General features: G+C 51.4%; 20 protein-coding genes. 8 read left to right on the top strand and 12 right to left on the bottom strand.

Annotated elements, in window-relative coordinates:
* Nucleotides 1-94 precede the first annotated feature (94 nt).
* Complete coding sequence (locus tag AC0VZ8_RS02100) at nt 95-1,342, bottom strand: glycosyltransferase family 2 protein (protein ID WP_475485895.1); 1,248 nt, start codon at nt 1,340-1,342, stop codon at nt 95-97.
* 152 nt (nt 1,343-1,494) lie between these two features.
* Complete coding sequence (locus tag AC0VZ8_RS02105; RefSeq protein WP_475485896.1) at nt 1,495-2,850, bottom strand: sodium-dependent transporter; 1,356 nt, start codon at nt 2,848-2,850, stop codon at nt 1,495-1,497.
* A gap of 330 nt (nt 2,851-3,180) precedes the next feature.
* On the opposite strand from AC0VZ8_RS02105, the gene AC0VZ8_RS02110 reads away from it, so the two are divergent.
* On the top strand, nt 3,181-3,408 hold the full coding sequence (locus tag AC0VZ8_RS02110; RefSeq protein ID WP_427492560.1) for a DUF896 domain-containing protein: 228 nt from the start codon (nt 3,181-3,183) through the stop codon (nt 3,406-3,408).
* 119 nt (nt 3,409-3,527) lie between these two features.
* Here AC0VZ8_RS02110 and AC0VZ8_RS02115 read toward each other — a convergent pair whose 3' ends face one another.
* The 3 genes from AC0VZ8_RS02115 to AC0VZ8_RS02125 are packed head-to-tail and all read right to left on the bottom strand — an operon-like array spanning nt 3,528 to nt 5,879.
* A complete protein-coding gene (locus AC0VZ8_RS02115) occupies nt 3,528-4,823 on the bottom strand; it encodes a glycosyltransferase family 2 protein (protein WP_475485897.1) in 1,296 nt (431 codons plus the stop codon).
* Nucleotides 4,816-4,959: a hypothetical protein gene (locus tag AC0VZ8_RS02120; protein ID WP_201259361.1), complete on the bottom strand. Its 144-nt coding sequence runs from the start codon at nt 4,957-4,959 to the stop codon at nt 4,816-4,818. Before AC0VZ8_RS02120 ends, AC0VZ8_RS02115 begins: the two co-directional genes overlap by 8 nt.
* A gap of 44 nt (nt 4,960-5,003) precedes the next feature.
* A complete protein-coding gene (locus tag AC0VZ8_RS02125) occupies nt 5,004-5,879 on the bottom strand; it encodes a GGDEF domain-containing protein (protein WP_475485898.1) in 876 nt (291 codons plus the stop codon).
* Nucleotides 5,880-6,271: 392 nt separating this feature from the next.
* Here AC0VZ8_RS02125 and AC0VZ8_RS02130 point away from each other — a divergent pair, with 392 nt between their 5' ends.
* Nucleotides 6,272-7,171, top strand: coding sequence for a sigma-70 family RNA polymerase sigma factor (locus AC0VZ8_RS02130; RefSeq protein WP_475485899.1), 900 nt, complete (start codon nt 6,272-6,274; stop codon nt 7,169-7,171).
* On the opposite strand, the gene AC0VZ8_RS02135 is transcribed toward AC0VZ8_RS02130, so the two are convergent.
* The 4 genes from AC0VZ8_RS02135 to AC0VZ8_RS02150 form a co-directional block, all read right to left on the bottom strand.
* A complete protein-coding gene (locus tag AC0VZ8_RS02135; protein ID WP_475485900.1) occupies nt 7,140-7,586 on the bottom strand; it encodes a carboxymuconolactone decarboxylase family protein in 447 nt (148 codons plus the stop codon). The two genes, AC0VZ8_RS02130 and AC0VZ8_RS02135, sit on opposite strands and share 32 nt — an antisense overlap.
* A 213-nt stretch (nt 7,587-7,799) precedes the next feature.
* Nucleotides 7,800-9,449, bottom strand: a complete 1,650-nt coding sequence (locus tag AC0VZ8_RS02140; protein ID WP_475485901.1) for a DUF4179 domain-containing protein — start codon at nt 9,447-9,449, stop codon at nt 7,800-7,802.
* Nucleotides 9,436-9,969 (bottom strand): RNA polymerase sigma factor, encoded by a 534-nt coding sequence (locus tag AC0VZ8_RS02145; protein ID WP_071219171.1) that lies wholly within the window; start codon nt 9,967-9,969, stop codon nt 9,436-9,438. The genes AC0VZ8_RS02140 and AC0VZ8_RS02145 overlap by 14 nt, the downstream gene beginning before the upstream one ends.
* A 288-nt stretch (nt 9,970-10,257) precedes the next feature.
* Nucleotides 10,258-13,062 (bottom strand): glycoside hydrolase family 3 protein, encoded by a 2,805-nt coding sequence (locus AC0VZ8_RS02150; RefSeq protein ID WP_475485902.1) that lies wholly within the window; start codon nt 13,060-13,062, stop codon nt 10,258-10,260.
* On the opposite strand from AC0VZ8_RS02150, the gene AC0VZ8_RS02155 reads away from it, so the two are divergent.
* Nucleotides 13,061-13,534, top strand: a complete 474-nt coding sequence (locus AC0VZ8_RS02155) for a hypothetical protein (RefSeq protein WP_475485903.1) — start codon at nt 13,061-13,063, stop codon at nt 13,532-13,534. The two genes, AC0VZ8_RS02150 and AC0VZ8_RS02155, sit on opposite strands and share 2 nt — an antisense overlap.
* 113 nt (nt 13,535-13,647) lie before the next feature.
* Here the strand turns inward: AC0VZ8_RS02155 and AC0VZ8_RS02160 are convergent, their stop codons facing one another.
* Together AC0VZ8_RS02160 and AC0VZ8_RS02165 are read right to left on the bottom strand one after the other, a co-directional pair.
* Nucleotides 13,648-14,397, bottom strand: a complete 750-nt coding sequence (locus AC0VZ8_RS02160) for a Crp/Fnr family transcriptional regulator (protein WP_475485904.1) — start codon at nt 14,395-14,397, stop codon at nt 13,648-13,650.
* A gap of 22 nt (nt 14,398-14,419) precedes the next feature.
* A complete protein-coding gene (locus AC0VZ8_RS02165; protein ID WP_475485905.1) occupies nt 14,420-15,484 on the bottom strand; it encodes an FAD:protein FMN transferase in 1,065 nt (354 codons plus the stop codon).
* Nucleotides 15,485-15,643: 159 nt separating this feature from the next.
* On the opposite strand from AC0VZ8_RS02165, the gene AC0VZ8_RS02170 reads away from it, so the two are divergent.
* The 5 genes from AC0VZ8_RS02170 to AC0VZ8_RS02190 are packed head-to-tail and all read left to right on the top strand — an operon-like array spanning nt 15,644 to nt 19,076.
* Nucleotides 15,644-16,024 carry a NusG domain II-containing protein gene (locus AC0VZ8_RS02170; protein ID WP_475485906.1) on the top strand — a complete coding sequence of 127 codons (381 nt, stop codon included), beginning with the start codon at nt 15,644-15,646 and terminating at the stop codon, nt 16,022-16,024.
* Nucleotides 16,008-16,553: a Gx transporter family protein gene (locus AC0VZ8_RS02175; protein WP_071219165.1), complete on the top strand. Its 546-nt coding sequence runs from the start codon at nt 16,008-16,010 to the stop codon at nt 16,551-16,553. Before AC0VZ8_RS02170 ends, AC0VZ8_RS02175 begins: the two co-directional genes overlap by 17 nt.
* A 16-nt stretch (nt 16,554-16,569) precedes the next feature.
* Nucleotides 16,570-17,442 (top strand): energy-coupling factor transporter ATPase, encoded by an 873-nt coding sequence (locus AC0VZ8_RS02180; RefSeq protein WP_475485907.1) that lies wholly within the window; start codon nt 16,570-16,572, stop codon nt 17,440-17,442.
* Nucleotides 17,391-18,248, top strand: coding sequence for an ATP-binding cassette domain-containing protein (locus tag AC0VZ8_RS02185; protein ID WP_475485908.1), 858 nt, complete (start codon nt 17,391-17,393; stop codon nt 18,246-18,248). The genes AC0VZ8_RS02180 and AC0VZ8_RS02185 overlap by 52 nt, the downstream gene beginning before the upstream one ends.
* A gap of 36 nt (nt 18,249-18,284) precedes the next feature.
* Nucleotides 18,285-19,076: an energy-coupling factor transporter transmembrane component T family protein gene (locus tag AC0VZ8_RS02190; RefSeq protein ID WP_475485909.1), complete on the top strand. Its 792-nt coding sequence runs from the start codon at nt 18,285-18,287 to the stop codon at nt 19,074-19,076.
* A gap of 109 nt (nt 19,077-19,185) precedes the next feature.
* On the opposite strand, the gene AC0VZ8_RS02195 is transcribed toward AC0VZ8_RS02190, so the two are convergent.
* Nucleotides 19,186-20,286 carry a winged helix DNA-binding domain-containing protein gene (locus AC0VZ8_RS02195; protein ID WP_475485910.1) on the bottom strand — a complete coding sequence of 367 codons (1,101 nt, stop codon included), beginning with the start codon at nt 20,284-20,286 and terminating at the stop codon, nt 19,186-19,188.
* Nucleotides 20,287-20,293 lie beyond the last annotated feature (7 nt).

Genomic DNA, 20,293 nt, shown 5'->3' on the forward strand with positions numbered 1-20,293 from the left:
GATATTCAAGTGGAGATTGCAGTTAATCTGATATAACATTTCGTTGTTTTATATATTTACTCAAAGTAGTGTTTGTTTGCCATTCGCTTCACGTTTACTTTTCTATTTCAATATCACTCAAATGAATAGCTCTTGTATGCTTTGTAGGATTCCAATTCACGTTCTTCATCGTAATGAGTGACCAAAGGAACAGCGGGACGTAAGTTAGATTGAAGAAGTACAGGTATGCATAGCTCCGAAAGAGGCTTACTTTATTTTTTGAGTCGAGAAGCTGTGCGTATCCTACGTAAATGAATTGGAATAACAAGCACATCATCCAAACTTGCCAAGGAATCAAATGATGAGCATCTAAAAAGTCGGTAGCCATAGACATGAGAACAAGGAGACCTGTTGCTGCACTCAAAACAATTTTGCCAGGATTAATAAGGTACATAAAACCATCAAAAGCTTTGAAGTCCAGCTTGCTAATGAATCTCCAAATTAATTTGTAAGCGTATTTGAAGCAGACATCCCAATGCCCTCTTGCCCATCGGAGACGTTGAATGCAGGAAGATTTGAAGCTTTCCGGCTTTTCATCGTACACGCGCGCAAAGTGACACCATTTAGCTGGTACACCTTCAAGCAAACACTGCATAGTAAACTCCAGGTCTTCCGTTAAGGAACGAGCGGTCCAACCGATGGTTTTGAATAGAGTTGTGTCTACGCAGAACCCGGTTCCACCGATCGCGTTTCCTAAACCCAATCTGGACTTGGCAAGCTGCCAAGAGCGGTTCATGAAAATGTAGCTTACGGAGTAACCTATGGTCACCCAGTTGTCATCTGGATTCTTGGAATCCAGGTAACATTGTATTAATTGATCCCCGTTCAACAAGTGGTTATTCATTTCCCTTAAGTAGTTCAACGAAACCAGGTTGTCGGCATCGAAGAAGGCGATACCGTCAAAATCATCGATTAACCTGTCGCCATACTGCTCAATTGCGTATTTGATTCCATAAGGTTTCCCCTTTTGCTCTCCTGGCAGGTATGTATGTTCAATAACGGTAGCACCAAGTTTTCCAGCGATTTCACTTGTTGTATCCTTACATCCATCAGCAATAACGCACACTTCATAGAGCTCCTTCGGGTAGTCCATGTTATGAAGATTCTCTACAAGATGTCCGATAACCGCTTCTTCGTTGTGTGCAGGAATCATCAGAAGAAATCTTTTCAATGGCTTATGTTCTTTCAGTCTCTTGGGTTTTCCAAAGCCGAAGAGACTGATCAGCATCCAATATGCCCAGAAGAACAGTAAGAGGTATTGAATAAAGGTTAATCCAACACCAAATGCATACTCAAAATTCATTAGCTAGCTCCACCCTTTTTACAATTTCCTTGCTGGATTGATATCGATAGAATAATCGAATGTAGTACAGAAGATGAATATGAATGGGCAAGGGTATAGAAAAAGGCAACCCCATTCGCCCCATGTGGCGATGAGATTGCCTTGGCTGCCAATTAATCGAACTTGATCAATCCCGTGGTATGAAGCAGCACCAAAAATACGAGTACTGGTGCGATATAACGGAGCATGAACAGCCATACCCGGAACCAGCCGGCTTTAAGGCCGGCCGCATCTGCCGCTCTCTTCCAGAAGTACCCTGCAAAGATCGTGGTGATCAGACCCCCGAGCGGAAGCAGGATGTTCGATGTGACGAAATCCAGCCAGTCAAAGAAGTTTTTTCCGCCGATATCGGTAAGCCCAGGTACGATGCCGAATGACAACGCGGAGGGTAGACCGATCAGCATAACCAGCGCGCTAATGACAACTACGGCTTTGGTACGTCCCCAATTCCAGCGGTCCATGACATAAGAGGTTGGGACCTCCAGCAATGAGACGGAAGAGGTTAAGGCGGCGATGGCTAGAAGTATGAAGAACAATCCCCCGAAAAAAGAACCCAGCGGCATGGCCGAGAAGGCAGCCGGCAAGGCAATGAAGACAAGTGAAGGTCCAGCATTCGGCTCAATTCCGAAGGAAGCGGTTGTCGGGAATATAATGAGCCCGGCAATAAACGCATAAATCAGGTCTCCGGCGCCGATGGCAAGGGTTGCCGGACCCAGAGATTGCCGCTTATCCACGTAAGCGCCGTAGGTCAACAGAATCCCCATCCCCAGCGAGAGGGAGAAGAAGGCATGTCCAAGGGCGACCAGCGCCGCTTCCGGGCTCAGCTTCGAGAAGTCAGGATTCAAGAAGAAGGATACGCCTGCTCCGGCCCCTGGCAAGGTTACCGCACGGATCATTAACACAATTAACAGAATGATCAGTCCCGGAATCAGAATCTTGTTGAATTTTTCGATTCCGCCGGAGATGCCTTTAGCCACTACCCATCCTGTGATCGCAATAGCGACGATTTGCCATATGATCGGCATGTAGCCTTCCGTAAACGTAGTAAATTGACCACCGAAATCAGTATTGTTGTAAAGATTGCCGCTAAACGACATAACGGCATAATGAAGCGTCCAGCCTGCCACAATGACATAGAAGGTCAGAATGAGAAACGGTGCAATAACCTGGAGCAATCCAAGCTGCCCGAAGACTTTCGGTCCGCCCGCTTTAACGAAGGAAGTTGCGGCACTCCCGCGGCCAGCTCGTCCAATGGCGAGCTCCGCCAGCAGGACAGGTAAACCGATCACGATGAGGCAGACGATAAAGAGCAGGAAGAATGCTGCGCCGCCATGTTCTCCCGTAATGTAAGGGAACTTCCACATGTTTCCGAGGCCGACAGAGCTCCCGATCGCGGCCAGAATAAATCCAGCAGAGGAAAAACGATCACTTTTTCCTGTTGTAGCTGGGTTGTTGAGCTGAGATTTCATAGATGTTCCCCCAGTTGATTAAAGTTAAGTTCCTCTATTATATTTCATGTTCTGCCAGAAAGGCATAAGTAATTTTTCCTAAGGAATCAGAACCCGTATTTTTATTATGCTGCGAACGCAAAGTTTTCAATACTAACATTAACCACGATTTGTAAATAAATAAACCTTAAACACCAAGTTTAAGGAAGTGAAGAGACTTTGGGTAGGGGAAAAATCACAAATACCCCTGTTGATAATGAAAGTTGGCAGGGCTTGACAAATATCTTAGATTATTATATCTTTATATTAAGATAATTAACGAATCAAAATCATACGGAAAAGAGGGATATCATGATTCAAAGCTTAACCCGGATTAATGAATTGGCTAAAAAACAGCGGGAGGGCGTGCTCACTGCCGCGGAAAGAGCCGAACAGCAAGTTTTGCGCACGGACTATCTGCGTGAAATTCGCGGACAGGTGCTAAGCACCTTCTCGGGATTAAGCATCGTGGATCCCGCCGGAAATGACGTGACACCTGAGAAACTTCGTAATGAGCAGAAGAAGCTGAGAGAAAATTAAAGTTTCGGTGACTGTGTAACGCCCTTACACAATAAACATAATGAAAGAAGAAGAAAGGGATCGCCATGTATCATGGTAATCCCTTCTTTTATTTTAAACATAGATACGTGGGGACTTCTCTATCCAAACCGCTCGGTCTTGTACCACTTGGACTCCCTGCCCGTGATTTTATCCACGATCATGGAGTAGAAGGCCTTAACAGATATGATGAGGAACAGTTGAGCGTAGGTGAAGTACGACACGCAGGATAGAATGAAGTTGCGTGTGTTGCTCTGGCCGATGTCCGTTGCGAGCGCCAGGTTAATCTGCAGGACGTAGATGTAATACATTAAGGCCCAGGCAATAATGAGATACATGTAGACATCGCCCTCAAACCTGAAGGGAGAGACGACGGCCGGATTAAACAGCGCGATGATCTGATACACAATATTGGTCACAAAAATAATATCCGAGATGATGATGGCAATCATAAACCAGAAATAACTGGCCGCGTAATACAGCACATGCAGCTTAATCCGCCAGCTTGTCCGATCGAACAGATGATGAATGTTATCCGTGACGACGCTGTAGTTGCCTTTGGCCCAGCGTTCACGCTGCTTCATGTACACTTTCAGGTCCTCGGGCTCTTGCTGATAAGCTTCGGCTTGGGGTGCCAGCGCAATCAGCTGCCCTCTTGTCAGAATCTCGAACGAAATCGCGGTATCTTCGGTGATCGCATGCTCATCCCATCCGCCGATGTCCTGAATGAGCGCGGTTTTCACGATAAAGTTCGTGCCGGGAATGGTACCCAGCTTAAACAGCTGGCATAACCCGGTATGATGCACGCGCTGAATGGTCACCAGCTCCAGATTGATACAGCGGGACAGAAAATTCTGTCCGCGGTTCCGGGCCTTGTTGCGGCCGAAGACGGCCCCATAGCGTTCGGGCTGCTCCATCGCTTTCTGCGTCAGGAATAACAGCGCATTTTTCTCGGGTGCGGCATCCGCGTCGTAGACGCAGATCCATTCGCCTGTTGCCTGCTTGAGCGCATCGTTCAGGGCGCCTGATTTGCCGCCGGTTCCGGTTCTCTCCAGAATAAGAAAGTCGCGGTCTCGGTAGCGTTCATTGGCTTTCAGCGCCATTAAGCGCTCGACCGTATGATCCTTGCAATTGTCGGCGATGACAATCACCTGCATTTTGTGATGCGGGTAATTCATCTGCAGAATGTGCTCTACCGTTGCCTGGATGACCAATTCCTCGTTATGCGCGGGCACCATGACCGTCACGGTGGGGAAATCCTCCAGATTGCTCGGATTCACCAGCTTCTGCCGGTTTTGTTTATGAATGAACACGATGGCCCCGGCCATGATAATGATCGATTCCAGCACGGCAATCCATATACTGATAATGGAGATGACCAGGAAAAAGTCAGTCACTGAACTTCCCCCGATCGTATTTTCGTTTGACTTTCGAACGGAAGCTTAAGGTGGAAATCGTCAGAATGATGATGGCTATGGAGAACACGATGCTGACCCCGATGCACAGAGGGATAAACCAGTTGGTATACGACATCGGCTGCAAGCCTCCTTTTGATTGATGGTGGCAACTTAACTTGATTAAATATATTCCCCGATGAGGTCGGTTTCGGTATTCCGTTCTAATGCAGAGATGACGTCATCGATATTTTCGTATCGGCTGAATTGCTCCTTCTGGAACACAAGGCCGCCGGCGCGGACTACAAGCTTGAGGGACATGCCTTTCTTGTCACGGAAGGGTACGTTCATCATGGCGACTTTGATGCGGTCCATGAGGCTTTTGAGGTGCTCCGGCTTGGTGAGCGGGCACAGAATGATAAAGCGTCCTTCTCCAATAGAGAATTTATAGTCCTCGTAACGAATCTGCTTCTGAATTGTGCTCGAAAGTTCCATAATCAGCTTGGCAAAACGGTGGGATCCGACAGACTCCCTGGTCAGGGGGAGAAAATCGAGCTTAAACATCATGATGCAGAAGCTGTACTGATCCGAATACCGATTGGCCAGATTGGCTTGTTTCACCAGCGTATCTGCGAAGGCATCCTTGCTGCCAAGAGAGGTGTCGATATCAATATCCGGATTTGTTTTTCTTAATTGCTCGAGACGTCGGATAAACCTGCGGCTTCGCACCAGAGCCAGTTTGATGAAGATGGCAACGGCAGTATTGGCGGGCAGCAGCAGAATCCAGGACAGCGTGAGCGCATTGACCGGGGCCAGCGTGGACAACCATACGAAATAAGTGACCAGATACACAAAAGCCGCCACCGTCGACACGCCTACCGGAAGAAAGAAGCCGATCAATAAGGCGGCCAGTGTACCAACGCTGAACAGGAATTCCGTGAAAGTAAAACTTTGGTTTACATAGATGTTCCAGAATATGAACAACTGCTGGACCACGGCGAGAGCAATCAGCAGAAAATATCCGAATTCGACGCGACGTAAAGGAGTGGATTTTTTCATGTTTTACCTACTTTCTAAACTCTTCAACCTTTTATCGCTGTAGTTAGGCCATTCCATATGTTATTTAAAAAATACCCAAATGTCGATAGATTTATCGAACGTTATCATATTGTTCAAATTGGATAACGGATGTAGTGTCCATTGACCCTGGAATTCTCCTGTTCAACTGACCCTTCCAGGAATCAGGATATATAGGATAGAGTAGAAGGAGGGCTTTGGTACACTAGTTAGAAAAGAGTTCTCCTCTAATCATACCACTTGTTATGAATCTAGAACGGATTCTGGTGATAAGCCCTATAATGCGTCCTGACGTCACAGGCGGTATCGCTCATTTGTCTTATAAGTGGTGTAGCTTTCATGCCGAAAATATACTGAGTAAGAAGGTGTGTCCGATGCTATTGGATCAAATCTATACCGAATACAAGCCGATGATGTTCGGCCTGGCTTATCGGATGCTGGGGAGCGCGGCGGATGCGGAGGACATCGTGCAGGACGTTTTTTCCCAATTCGTGCAGATGGATCGGGGAGAAGTGCTGAACGAGAAAGCGTATTTGGCCAAAATGACAACGAACCGCTGCATCAACCTGTTGAAATCGTCCAGACGCCAGCGCGAAACGTATACCGGTCCCTGGCTCCCGGAGCCGATGCCGGATTATGACATGCTGACGCGGTCCGATCCTGCGGAACGCCGCGAAACGATTGGTTACGCCTACCTGGTGCTGCTTCAGCGGTTAACGCCGCTGGAGCGTGCCATTTATATCGCCAAGGATACGCTGGGTCTTGAATACCCGATCATAGCGGAGATGCTTGGAAAGACGGAGATCAGCTGCCGCAAAACCTTCAGCCGTGCCAAGCTGAAAATGGGGCAGGCGACGGAAAGGCCTAATGGAGAAACCGCCCGGACGGAAACACAGGAACGCTTCGTTGAAGCATTCCTGCGGGCATCCGATATGGGGAATTTTAAGCCACTGCTGTCTTTCCTGAAGGAAGAGGTTACGCTGCTATCGGATGGCGGCGGCAAAGCGAAGGCTGCCATTAATCCGATACTGGGCGTGGAGCGGGTACGAGCATTTTTCGAGGGGTTATCTGCCAAAGGCTCGTTTCGGGAAGGGTTTGAACCCGTCTCCGTAAACGGAGAGCCCGGGTTATTGCTGAAGCGGGACGGCAGGGTCTCCATGGTGCTGACGGTAGAGTGGGAACCCGACTTATCCCGCATCAGCCAGATTTTTCTGGTGGTGAATCCGGATAAATTGCAGCTGTTTAATCAAAACAGCCCGGGAACAGTCCTGTAGCGACACCGATCCGGTTCCAGGCATTGATCGTTGTAATCGCCATGACCAGATCGACGAATTGTTTCTCGTCAAAATGCTTGCGGACGCGTTCGTATACCTCTGCAGGAACGCCGGCCTCGGACAGCTTGGTGACGCACTCTGTCAATTCGATGACGGCCCGTTCCTCGTCGGAATATATCGGAACTTCGCGCCACATGGGCAGAAGGAGGAGGCGGTCCACGCTTTCGCCCATGGAGAGCAGATCCTTGGAATGCATATCCACGCAGAAGGAGCAGCCGTTGATCTGGGATGCCCTGAGCTTAATGATTTCGTACAGCTTGTGATCGAGTCCGCATTTTTGGGCCGCTTGCTCCAGGGCAAGCAGGGTTTTGAAGGCTTCAGGATTGGCTGATCGGTAATTCATTCGCAGTTCCATGTTCAGTTCCCCTTTACGCATGATTTTGGATGTTCACCCATATGACAGTTAGCCGTGCAGAATTGTGACATGTTCAAACGGAAAAAAGAAAGAAACCCTCAAAAGGTGGAGAACGAAAGACCGAAAAAGGAACAGCGCTTCTTGGCAGAAGCGCCGTTCCGGGTACTGTTTATGTCCATCCAGAGGGTTTCTTTATCGTTTATTCCGTATATGTTATTTTCCGGCCTTAAGCGGAATGCGCAAGACATCGTCCCGCTTATGGGTGGTATAGTTCCAAATATAAACCTCGAGCTCGGTCTTGTCGAAATTCTTATACACGTCCATATGTTTATTGCTGTCATCACCGAGCAGGCCGATCATGGCCGGCATGCCATAATTTCGGTCTTCGCCGTCAAGATAATAGGTTTGGTTGACGCCGCCGAACGTCGGGTCGGAGCTGAAGGATTCCACATATAGATTATTGTCCTTCATGTAATAGGTCCATGTGATCGGATAACCTGCAATGCTGGACGTTAAGCTTTGATGCTCAGCCGAGATGCCGGTCAAGCGGATTGGATTCTTGTCTCCGGCATGTTCATCAACGCGGTGCTTGGCGATCAGGGACACCGGCTGGTTCGCCAGGGAGGCCGCATTCAGTCCGGCCATCTCAAATCGCAGCTCCGTCTTGCCGGATTGATTGGGAACATGCCAGATGCTTCCGCTTAACAGCGTCCCGCCTACATCCAGTTGATAATCCATGTAAGGAACACGGGTATACTTTTCTTCATGGGTCAGGATCAGCCTTACTTGGGTTGGCGTAACAATCATTTCATGGATTTTTGTTCCTCCAGGAACTTGATCAACAGGGATATTCAGAGCTTCTTTAAATGTGCCGTTGTCCATTTGCTTCTTGGACAAGGCCATAATTAAGCTCCAAGTACCCTCTGCGGTTTCAAGCGTGCGATCGTAAGCAAGCTGGAACTGGGTACCTTCAGCACGCAAGGAGTCAGACTTGAATACTTGCTGGCTCAGGTATTCCCCAGAGGCACCTGGGGTTCCAAAAGAAGGCGTTCCAACCTCCTTGATCATCTTTTTCTTGGAATCGGTCACATGAATTCGCACCCAGCTTCTGCTCTTCACCTCAGGATCCGTAAACGTAATGGCCGATCGGAGCAGTACCTCGCCTTCGGCTTGCTCGAAAGACTGCAGGGTCACGCTGTCAATGCCATCCTTCTGAATGGGGAATGCCTGCATATTCGGGTCTTGTGGGTCGTAGTTGATCGACTGTATTCCATCGCCGGTAAAGTGGATATTCTCCATGGCAAACTCAATATCCGCCGTTTGGCCGTCAGCCACCCAATCGGTCTCAAAATACCCCTGGAATACGCCTGCATCCTCATTCCACTGATGGGAATAATGGCCCTCGATAGAGTTCCCTTCCTTATCTTTAAGTCCAATATGATCAAAGGCTACTTGTTCGCCAGCTCGTGATGAGCCTGGATCCAGACTGTAGAGCAGGAACGTTCGGTTCTCATCGATAAACGCTGTGTGCACCGTTAAGGTTATGCCATCCTTTGTAACGGATTGCTCAATTGTTTGGCCAAGCCCCTGCTCCAATGCAGTCTGGATACCGGCCCTGTAAGACAGAAGATTGGACCAATCATAGTTCAGGGCTGCATAGACCGGCGTTGCCATCAAGGCGACGGATATCCCGGTGATGATTGCAATCCGTTTTCGTCTGCGCGGACGAAGCGGAACTGATTCACCTCCGGCCACCTTCAGTTCATTCTGCTGGATACTGCTCCACATCCGGTCAAAATCAGGATAAGACACGTTGTTCGCCGTTTTCATCTGGTTATTCAAATTGTCCTCAAAACGTTCCAAATTGGTTCTCTCCCTTCAGCCAGAAGCCGTTATGGTGTTCAAGCTTTTTGCGCATGATTTTCAATGCTTTGTGAAGCCTTGATTTAACCGTCCCGACGGGAATCTTCAGCGTTTCGGCGATTTCCGCCAACGACAGCTCACCGATATAGCGGAGCGTGACAACGGCCATCAGCTTGTCCGGAAGCTGCCGCAGCAGTTTCTCCCATTCCGCCGCCGCTGCTTTTTCCAACACGATGGTATCTACGGATTTAACCGATGCCGTGGTCTGCTCGTGGAGCCGCTCGACCTGGCTTTGCTTGTCTCGCTGGGTCTGATTCCTTCTAAGCAGGTTCAAACAATGATTCATCGCGATGCGCATGATCCAGGCGCGTGTATGTTCAACGCTTCTCCAATCCTGACGAAATACGGTGACAAATACGTCGTGGCAGAGATCTTCAGCATCTTGGGCGTTCCGCAGCATGTAGTAGCAGGTGCGGTACACATCCTTGTTATAAGAATCGAATAACTCGCGTTCCGTCAATCCAAGGCACTCCTTTCTTCTTGTTATGTCTAATAAACAAATGACCCTTGGAAAGGGTTCATCTTTTTTTGTTCTCGTAAGCAAAGAAGGCCTGAGTCCTTCTCTGTAACGGTTCATGATTTAATTGATTTTATTCTAACAAAAAAAGAGCATCTGCCCCGGTATAAAAGGAAGGGCAGATGCTCTATGGAACATCGGTAAGTTTAGAAGACGCTGACAGATAGGCGCAATGGAATCTCGCGACTAAGCAAACTTATATATGAGTCATCGCTAAGATATGAGCTATCGCTAAGCTATGCGGAACCAGCTAATCTGTACTTCGCCTTTCATGGTAAGAAAGACGTCAGACCGTCCTGTTAATCCCGTCAGTTCGGCCTGGACTGTCGTCCAGGCTTGGCGCCCTCCGGTCGGCAGAACCTTGCAGCTTCCAGCCGCAGGACCATCCGGGCTGCCGGTCGTAATGACGATTTCGCCGCCCTTGATATGTCCGCTCACCCTAGCTTGGAACGTTACCGAGGATTCGCCGAGATCCACGTCATGGAAAGCGATCCAGCCCGTTTCGCCGGTTAAGCGGATGCTCTCGCCGCCTTCACGGCATTCATCCAGGAAGACACCCTGGTAATCATCATAATTCACCGCTCGAACAGGCTCGCGCAGCGTGCGTGGAGGGATCGTCTCCCCTTCGACCTGAAGGACTGCGGTTTCCGGCAATTCGCTGGAGGACGGTCCGGCCATGATCGTATAACTACCTTTTTCAACGCAATAGCGATCCCGGGTGACATCCCAGAAGGCCAGATCCTCCGCTTTGAGCTCAAAGCTAACCGTTTCCGAAGCGCCTGGGGCCAGGTGGATGCGGCGGAAGCCTTTCAACGTTTTGAGAGGACGGACGACGCGGGAGGAACCAACCTTCACATACAGCTGAACCACCTCATCCCCGGCCAGCTGGCTCTCATTTCTCACGGCAACGGTGACGGTTACGCTGCCTTCCGCCGTGATTTCCGACTGGCTTAGCGACAGATCGCTGTAATGGAAGCGGGCATAGCTGAGACCATGACCGAACGGATACAGCACCTCCCCGTCGAAATATTGATAGGTCCGCTTCCCTTTGATGATGTCGTAATCCATGAGGTCCGGAAGCTGTTCGGTCGACTTGTACCACGTCATGTTTAAGCGGCCGCCCGGATTGTAATCTCCGTACAGAACGTCGGCAACCGCATGGCCCAGCTCCTGCCCGGCGTGAGATGTGAAGAGGATGGATGGCACATGCTCCTGTTCCCAGTTCACGGCGAACGGATACCCGCCTACGATGACAACGACCGTATTGGGATTGGCTTCAAACACCGCCTGAATTAAGGCTTGCTGGGCGGGCGGGAGCGTAATGTCGGGACGGTCGATCGTTTCCTTGCCGTTAATGAACGGACTGTTCCCCACAAAGACCAGGGCGGTTTCAGCCGATGCTGCCGCTGCGACGGCTTCAGCGATGCCGTCCTGAACCGTCTCGATGGCAAATGGCGTTCCCGTATTCTCGGTGCCGCCAACGACAAGCCGTCCATGCTCATCCAACAGGATCGGTTTGCCTTCCCAATTCTTCAACATAAAGCTTCCATCCGGTAATGCTTCAAAGCTGAATGCCTCTTTCACGAACCAGCCGCGAGCCTCGTCAGCCGTTGCGTGCAGTCCCGTTTCGGTTTCGGTTACGAATTTTCCGCTGCTGACAAGTCGGAGCGTGACGGAGCCCCAGCCCCAGTCGTTCCGCTCGAACACCGCTGCATTGGTAGATTCAGCCGTGTTTGCAAGCAGCCGGCCATTCTCTTCCGAAGATAGGGCGACATATTGGCCGCTAACAGCAGAACGAAGACGCACTTGATCTAATCCCGTATGAAAATGGACGCTGCGGTCCTGCAGTTTCTCCTGCACGCCCTGAAGCGGCGTAATCCGGTATGGAGGCGTGCCGCTGTACCAATCCGTAAATGCTTCGTTAGCCAGGGGCCCGATGACAGCAGCGGATTTCAACTGATCGCGCTGAAGGGGCAGTAATCCGTCGTTTTTCAGCAGCACGATCGATTCCCGGGCGGCCCGCAGAGATAGTTCGGCATGCTCGGACGCGCAGAGCTTTGCCTCCGGAACATGGCTGTAAGGATTCCGTTCTTCCGGATCGAACTCGCCGAGACGGAACCGGACACGGAAAGAATTGCGGATGGCGTGATCGAGATCCTGCTCTTCCAATAACCCTTGCTCCAATGCGTCACGGAGCGCGCGGAAGGAGATGTCCTGGTCGTCGGTGATGCTGTCGATTCCGGCTTTAACGGAGCCGGCAACGGCCTCTGCATAGGAAGAGACATAATGATGGTCCATAACGGTGCCCAGAACGTCACCCGCGTCTCCAACCACGAATCCGTCCATGCCCCATTCCTGTTTGACGATATCGTTTACTTCATGGTTCAGGTTGCACGGCGTGCCGTTGATGCCGTTATACGCGGTCATCATGGAACCGGCTTTCCCTTCCCGGAACGGTGCCTCGAAAGCCTTCAGATAATACTCGCGCTTGTTTCTCGGATCGATGCTTACCGAGGCGCTGCCGCGGTCAACTTCGTTGTTATTGCCGTAGAAGTGTTTCAGCGTAGCTACGGTTTTATAGTAGAAGGGATGGTCTCCCTGCATGCCCTTCACAAGCTGGGTGGCGAGTTCCCCGGTCAGATGCGGGTCTTCCCCGTAGGCTTCTTCCGTGCGTCCCCAGCGAGGGTCGCGTTCCAGATCTACCGTGGGCGCCCAGATGGTCAATCCGTTGATGGCCCGGTCGCGCTGGTAATAGACGCGGGCTTCCTCCGCGATGACGGATCCGATCTCCCGCATTAGCTCGGGATTCCAGGTGCACGCAAGCCCGGTATTTTGCGGGAACACGGTTGCTTCGCCAAGCCATGCCACGCCGTGAGCGCCTTCGGTGCCATGTTTATATTTTTGCATGCCGAGACGGGGGATTTCCGCCTGGTATTGGCACATTAATTCGATTTTCTCGTCCAAGGTAAATCGGGATACAAGATCGTTAACCCGTTCTTCCAGCGGAAGATCCGGATTCTGGAATGGATATTTCATGGAGCAAAACCTCATTTCTATGCATAGTTGGAATGGAAACGCTCTCAGTTATACATGCGATAAATTCATGCTTCTCTTATTTCGGTTAGTCCAATATCATCATAGCGCGCACAGCGGAGTTGTAATACACCGAGAATTAGCGCAGTTTTCATGTGAAAATTTCGAATTCGAAGACAAAAATGAAGAGCTCGACCAATTAATGAGCATTTTAGATTCCGTTTCGTATACGAGATCGCCGCGATCGTTTTTCAGCAGAAACATAAGAAATGATGGGGGTCCTACGTTTGCATTCATTATTTTTTACCGTGATCGTGACGGAGAAATGAATGATTATTTTTTGGATATGAATCAAGGGGGCTATGTTTTAAGGGGAGGAAAGAAAATGTATAAAATGGTTGATAGGGAAAAGGAGGTTTTTGATCAGCTATCTACATGGCTTTTTGAAAAAGCTGTTAGAATGCCTGTTACCTAGAAGCTGAAAAAAATGAACCGCGGAATGAACCCGGAAATATGAAACCTCTCCGATGAAAAGGGATGCTTAAGCGCCTTTCGTTTCTTCGTGAGAGGTTTCTTATCATTTGTCAGTTACATTCGGCAAATCGCTCGGGGACAGTCCTCACAGTGGCAAATATTCCTTAAATAGTCGGGATCATTGAGAACGATGCGTCCCCGTTCGGTAGAAATCACGCCAAGATCCTTAAGCTCGTTCAATATCCGGTTAACGCTTTCACGGGTGGAACCAATCATCTCGGCCATTTCCAGATTCGTAATCCGCTTGCCGATGATGGCTCGTGGTTCCTTGTTTGTCCCGCTCGTCCCGTACATATTGTACAGTCGCAGCAGCAGAGAGCACAGGGCGCCGGATTTACCATGCAGCAGCAGGTCGCGTAATTTGCTTTGCGCGGTGCGCTGCATGAGGGCCATCCAGCCCATATATTCCACGGCAAAGTCACCGTTGGTGCGGATGACTTTATCCAGTTCGGCCTGCGGCACAATTCCGACTTCACTATCCTCCAAGGCCTTGGCTTCGAATTGATGAACGGCTCGTCCGAACGGATCAGGTTCACCGAACAGATCGCCGGAAATGTGAAGCGATAAGGTGGCCGACGATCCGCCTTCCAGCAGCTTGGATACCTTCAGGCTTCCACGGTTTACAAAGTACAGCCGGTCTGCGGGATCATTCTCCTGGTATAGATAATCACCTGCAAACAAACGGACAGGCTCGGCCAATTCCCGGATCAGAGCGAGATGCGGCTGTGAATAGACGGAGGAAGTGCCTGCTGGAAACAGCCCTCCATCCCATGCATCGGATCTTACAGCACGACTCTGTTTCATACCATCTTCTCCTTCCATAAGGTTATTCGGCAAGCTGGTAATCGCCATTGGTCAGTTTAAATGTTTGGGTCAGACCTGAGGTGAGATAGATTTGATGATCGGTGGTGACGAAAATAGCCTCGGCATCACCGCGGCTCTCCACCAGTTTCCGCCCTTCCGTTAGTCCAAGCGAGAAGACGGAGGTCGACATGGCGTCAGCGTCCATGGATGTGTCGGTCACTATGGTAACGCTGAGCAGGTCATTATCGACCGGATAACCGGTGAAAGGGCTCAGGATATGATGATACACTTTTCCCTCTGCTTCAAAGAAACGCTCGTACACGCCGGAGGTCACGATGGTCTTATTGATGACTTCAAGCGTACCCAGGGATTGCCCGCGATCTTTACCGGGATCCTGGATGCCGATATTCCACGGCGAACCGTTCGGTTTCGATCCCATGGCAAGGATGTTGCCCCCAAGGTCGATGATGGCCGAATGGAAATCCTGCTGCTGCAAATAATCTGCGATGACGTCCGCCGCATACCCTTTGGCGATGGCCCCCAGATCCAGCGACATGCCTTCTTTCTTCAGCAGGATGGCATGGGATGCCGGATTCAAAATGACATCCTTATAGTTCAATCGCTGCATGGCATCGTCCAGTTCATCCTCTTCCGGCACAGCGGGGTGTTCACTGCCAATGCCCCAGAGGTCTACAAGCGGACCGATGGTCGGTTCGAAATGTCCACCTGAAGCCGCTGCGTAATCGATGGCGGTTTGGACAACCTTGAAGGTTTCCTCGGATACGCTCACTTCGGATTGGCCCGCCGCTTGATTGACCCGATCGATCTCGCTGCCCGCCAGCTGCCGGTTCATGCGTTGGTCGATACGCTCCAGCAGTGCGCCTACCTCATCGAAATGCTGGGACGTCATCCGTTCATCGTAAACGCGGAGACTTACAATGGTATCGAATATAAAGTAACGTTCGGTTGCCGGCTCGTTACTGGCGGCTACCTTCTGATCTGCTGTAGTTGTGCAGCCAATCGATCCCGTCATCAACAGGGTGAGCATGATCAACAGGCTGCTGCACGAAAGAAGCTTCCTATACATGACAGTGCCTCCTCTTTTCAGTTCTGGTGCTGTTCTAAATCGACTTCCGATGATCCCAGCGTATCAGACCCGCACCTTGCTGAATGTGAGAAAAATCATTTCTGGCACTTGGTGCAGCCCTGATAATGAAGATAAGCAAAGCGAAGTGGAGAGATGCTGATGAAACGCGGAGATATTGGAATAGCGCTCGTGCTGATTGTGGTTATCGCCTGGTTTGGAATATCCAAGTTTATGGGAGAAGACGGAGCGGCGGAGGGAACCTATGCCATGATCGAGGTGAATGGAAAGCATTATGATACGGTGGCGCTTACGGAAGAGCCAAGAGATATCGAAATCCGGACAGAGCGGGGATATAACCTCTTGCGGGTCTCCCGCGAGGGTATCGAGATGGTGAAGTCGGATTGTCCGGATCAGCTCTGCGTAGGGTTCGGTCACGTTCACGACATTCATGACACCATCGTATGTTTGCCTAATCGCGTGTTCGTCGAAGTGACCGGAGATCAAGTTGAAGGAAGTGAGCCGGATGCCGTTGTCTCCTGATCCCTATGCTCTGCGCAAGCTGGTCGTGATTGCCATCTGCGCCTCCTTATCGGTGGTGCTTGGCATTGTGGAAGCCCTGATTCCATTCGCGGTCACGATACCCGGTGCCAAGCTGGGGCTTGGCAATATTTTGGTGCTGACCTGTTTAGTTTGCCTGGGGGGGAGGGATGCCCTGTGGCTTATTGTATTAAAGACACTGCTGACAGCCTTTATACTCGGAAGCTTCTCGACCTTCCTGTTCAGTATGTTCGGGGCGCTGGCAAGTTATCTGGTGATGTATGTCATGCTTAGGCTCGGAGGCCATAATTTCAGCTTAACGGGCGTGAGTATCGCAGGCGGCATCGCTCATAATGTTGGGCAATTAACGGCAGCCTCACTGGTATTGGGAACAACCAAAATTTACTATTACCTGCCCTTTCTGCTCGGGGCGGGGGTCGTGACAGGGATCTTTGTGGGATGGGCTGCAAAACATCTGATCGAATCCCTGCGACGTATCGATCCGTTTGGTATGTTTCATACGGAAACCTAAGGAGGAGGCGTTAGGCATGGGCACAATGGATAAGTCGGAGCATGCAGTAAAGCTCAAGCATGTATATTACGGCCAGGGCTGCACGAACGTGCTCAAGGACGTCTCACTGACGATTCCCCATGGGCAGTGGGTATGCATCGCCGGAAAGAACGGGGCAGGCAAGTCTACACTGATTCGGCTGTTAAACGGTTTGCTCCTCATGAGCCGGGGGCGCATCCTTATCGATGGCATAGAGCAGAACGGCTGTACGCTGGGTGAGATTCGCCGGCATATTGGCATGGTGTTTGCCAATCCCGATGATCAGTTTGTCGGCCTGACCGTAGAGGATGACATTGCGTTCGGTTTGGAGAATCTGTGCTTGAGCCGGGAAGAGATGCTGCGGCGGATTCGGGTATACGCGGAGCGGCTGGACATTGTCCATCTGTTAGACCGGCATCCGGCAACCCTGTCCGGCGGACAGAAGCAGCGCGCTGCTATTGCTGCCGTGCTGGCCATGGAGCCTTCTATCATTGTCTTGGACGAGGCAGCTTCCATGCTGGATGAGAAGGCTAAGCATGAGCTGCTGGATTTCATGCGAACCATGCATGCCGAAGGCCGATACACCATCATCTCCATCACCCATGACGTAGAGGAGATGGCCGAAGCAGACCGAATGATCGTGCTGGATGGCGGAATGGTGACGGCGGACGGAAGTCCAAGGGAGCTGCTGCTGCAGGAAGAGCTGCTCCAGCGTTGCAGGCTAAAGGCGCCTTTTGCCCTCCAGCTGTGCAGGGAGCTCAAAGCGCGGGGGATCGATATCGGCGAGCTGGTTAGGGAGAGGGAGGTGCTGGAGGCGTTATGGTCATATCATTCGAAGAGGTTTCTTACCGCTACCGGGACCGGGGGATGAGCCCGATTCTTGGACTCGACGGCCTTCATCTGGAGCTGGAGGAAGGCAGAATGATTGCCGTTCTCGGTGCGCCGGGTTCGGGAAAATCAACGCTTCTCCAGCATATGAACGGATTGATACGGGCTGATGAGGGCTTGATTAGCATATTGGATTTCCGCCTTGAACCGGGTGACAGCAAGAAAGTCCCTGCCGGTCTGCGGCAGCGCGTCGGCCTTGTTTTTCAATACCCGGAACAGCAGCTGTTTGAAGAGACGGTGGAGAAGGATTTGCTGTTCGGGCCGCTTAATTTCGGGAAGAGCCCAGCCGAAGCCGCCGAGGCGGTCCGCAGAGCGGCATCCTTCGTCGGATTGGACGAGGAGCTGCTGGCACAGAGTCCCTTCAAGTTAAGCTCGGGTCAGATGCGAAAAGCGGCCGTAGCTGCCGTACTGGCGGCTGACCCCGACATTTTGGCTTTGGATGAGCCTACCGCCTCCCTTGATCCTGCCAGCCGCGAGGATTTGCTGGAACGGCTGCATGGATTAACGAGGACCCAGGGCAAGACGGTTCTCATCGTCTCCCATCGGTTAGAGGAAGTCGCGGCCTATGCGGACGAGTTCGTTGTAATTAAAGATGGCCGAGTCGTATTTCAAGGGACGGCCAAGGAACTGGTACACCGGCAGGAGGTGCTGGAGCAGGCGGGATTGATGGCGCCGTCGTCTGTGCGGATGGCGGGCAAGCTGGCAGCGCAGCTTGGAGTACAGCCTCCGGAGATGCCACCGGATGCGGCTGCACTGGCGGACTGGTACGCAGGGCAGCTTGAAATGTAGGGCAGAGCGAAGCAGAGGCGAAAGGAGGAAGCATGGATGAAACGAAAAATCATCCTGGGCCGATATATGGAAGGCGATTCATGGGTTCACCGTCTTGATCCGCGTGCCAAAACGGCTGCCATGCCGCTCTTTATGGTGGCCGTGTTCCTGGTAGACGGATATATGGGGGTGCTCGCGCTGCTGCTGTTCACTGCGGCGGTGATCCGGGCTACGGGTATCCCGTACCGCTATTTTATCCGAGCCATGAAGCCACTGATGTTCCTGCTGTTGTTTATCCTGGTATTTCACATTGTGTATGATGCGGGAGGCGGGAAGCTGCTGGATATGGGCGCGTTCAAGGTGTATGCAGGCGGATTGGAAAAAGGTATCGTGTCCGCCTCCCGGATGGCGCTCTTCATCATGTTGGCGGCGGTGCTGACCTTCACGACCCAGCCGGAGCAGCTGGCCCAGGGTCTGGGCAGCCTCTTGCGGCCCCTGACCTATATCGGCGTGCCGACCGATCGGCTGGTGCTGATGCTCGGCATTGCCCTCCGGTTCATTCCGACCATCTTCGAGGAAGCGGAGCGGCTGTGGAAGGCACAGCAGTCCAGGGGACTTGACCTGTCATCGCGGCCGCTGAAGGAGAAGGCGCGGCTGATCATTGCCCTGCTGGTGCCAGTAACGACAGGTGCGTTCCGGCGCGCCATCGGACTTGCCGATTCCATGGAAGCCAGAGGCTACCGGCTGGGTGCTCGGCGAAGCAGGTTCAGGGCCTTTGTATGGAAGCGGGCGGACACGCTGTTTGTCGCATTGTTCCTGCTGCCCGTGGCCGCTGCCGCGCTGCTGTAGTTTGTGGCATGAAGGAAATGAAAACCGCAGTCCTTCAGACTGCGGTGTAACAGCCTTTGCACGTTACAAAAAGCAGCAGATCATGGTGATCAGCTGCGTCTCTTCCCAATTAAGCTGTTGTTTGCCGTCCCTCGGTTTCACCGGCGAATAGTATGTCGTGCACCGATGCTTCCACAGCTGCAAACTGAAGAAGCTTCATTCCCTCCTCCGTCAGAGCGGTTTTTTCCTCCAAGGTTAGCTTTCCAAAAGGTTCAACAACCAATGTGGCTGAGCTGCGTCCGGGGACAATTCTCCACGTGCCGCAAACGAAACCATCCAGGAGGAAGGTAGCTTTCATACCGTTCTTCATCATAACTAGCTTACGATGCTCATCCGCAATAATGCGAGTACGATTCGCATGTGAAGCAAGCACGTTGTCGTACTTCGGCAGAAAGCGCGGCAGGGCAGGTGTATCAGAATCTGGTTGAGGGGCATCCGGGACGTCGAATAGCTCTTGACCATCTTCATCCCGATAGACTAACAGGTTCGGCCGAAGACCCTCGACGACTTCCTTAAGCTTGGTAAGCCCGGACCAAGTCTGCATGTCTTGGGTAGTGGCAGGACCGAACGCCTCCAGATACCGCATGATCATTTCCCCGAGCGTTGTATTGTCGTTCAGCGAACGTCCTATCCAATGTGTTGCCGTCGTGCATCTGGTTTGTCCGCCAACTCCCCATATTCCCCGAGGCGGAACTTGAACGAGCGGCAATAGGTTTCGCAGTGAATAGGCCAGCGATGAAGCGGGATGCTCCGGCCACTGATGATTCATAAGCTCTCCCATCTCTTTGATGGTACGGGGGGCTTCCTCCAGAAGCGCCCGTCCATAGGCAACAACATCTCCCATATCTAATCCTGTGATCCCTTTGGCATGCGTACTGTTCTTATACAGGTCACGATCAAGTGCAGGCTGAACCAGAGGACGCAATCTCAAAGCATCTTGTTCCGTGGTCAGATGGATGGTTGACCGCATTAAAGCCATGCGAACTGCCCGTCGATCCAGGAGCATTTGTGCCAAATCGTCATGCATAAAGTTCTCAAGCCTCGTCCAAAGACCAATATATGCAGCTTCCGGGACTTGCGCCTGCATCCCGACCAAGTGCTCCAGCGTCTGAGTAACCGTGAGACTCGATCGGCGAAGCAGCAGCTGCCGATCGAGTAAACTTCGGTTCAAGGCACGC

This window comes from Paenibacillus sp. QJM3NY_38 (assembly GCF_056173265.1).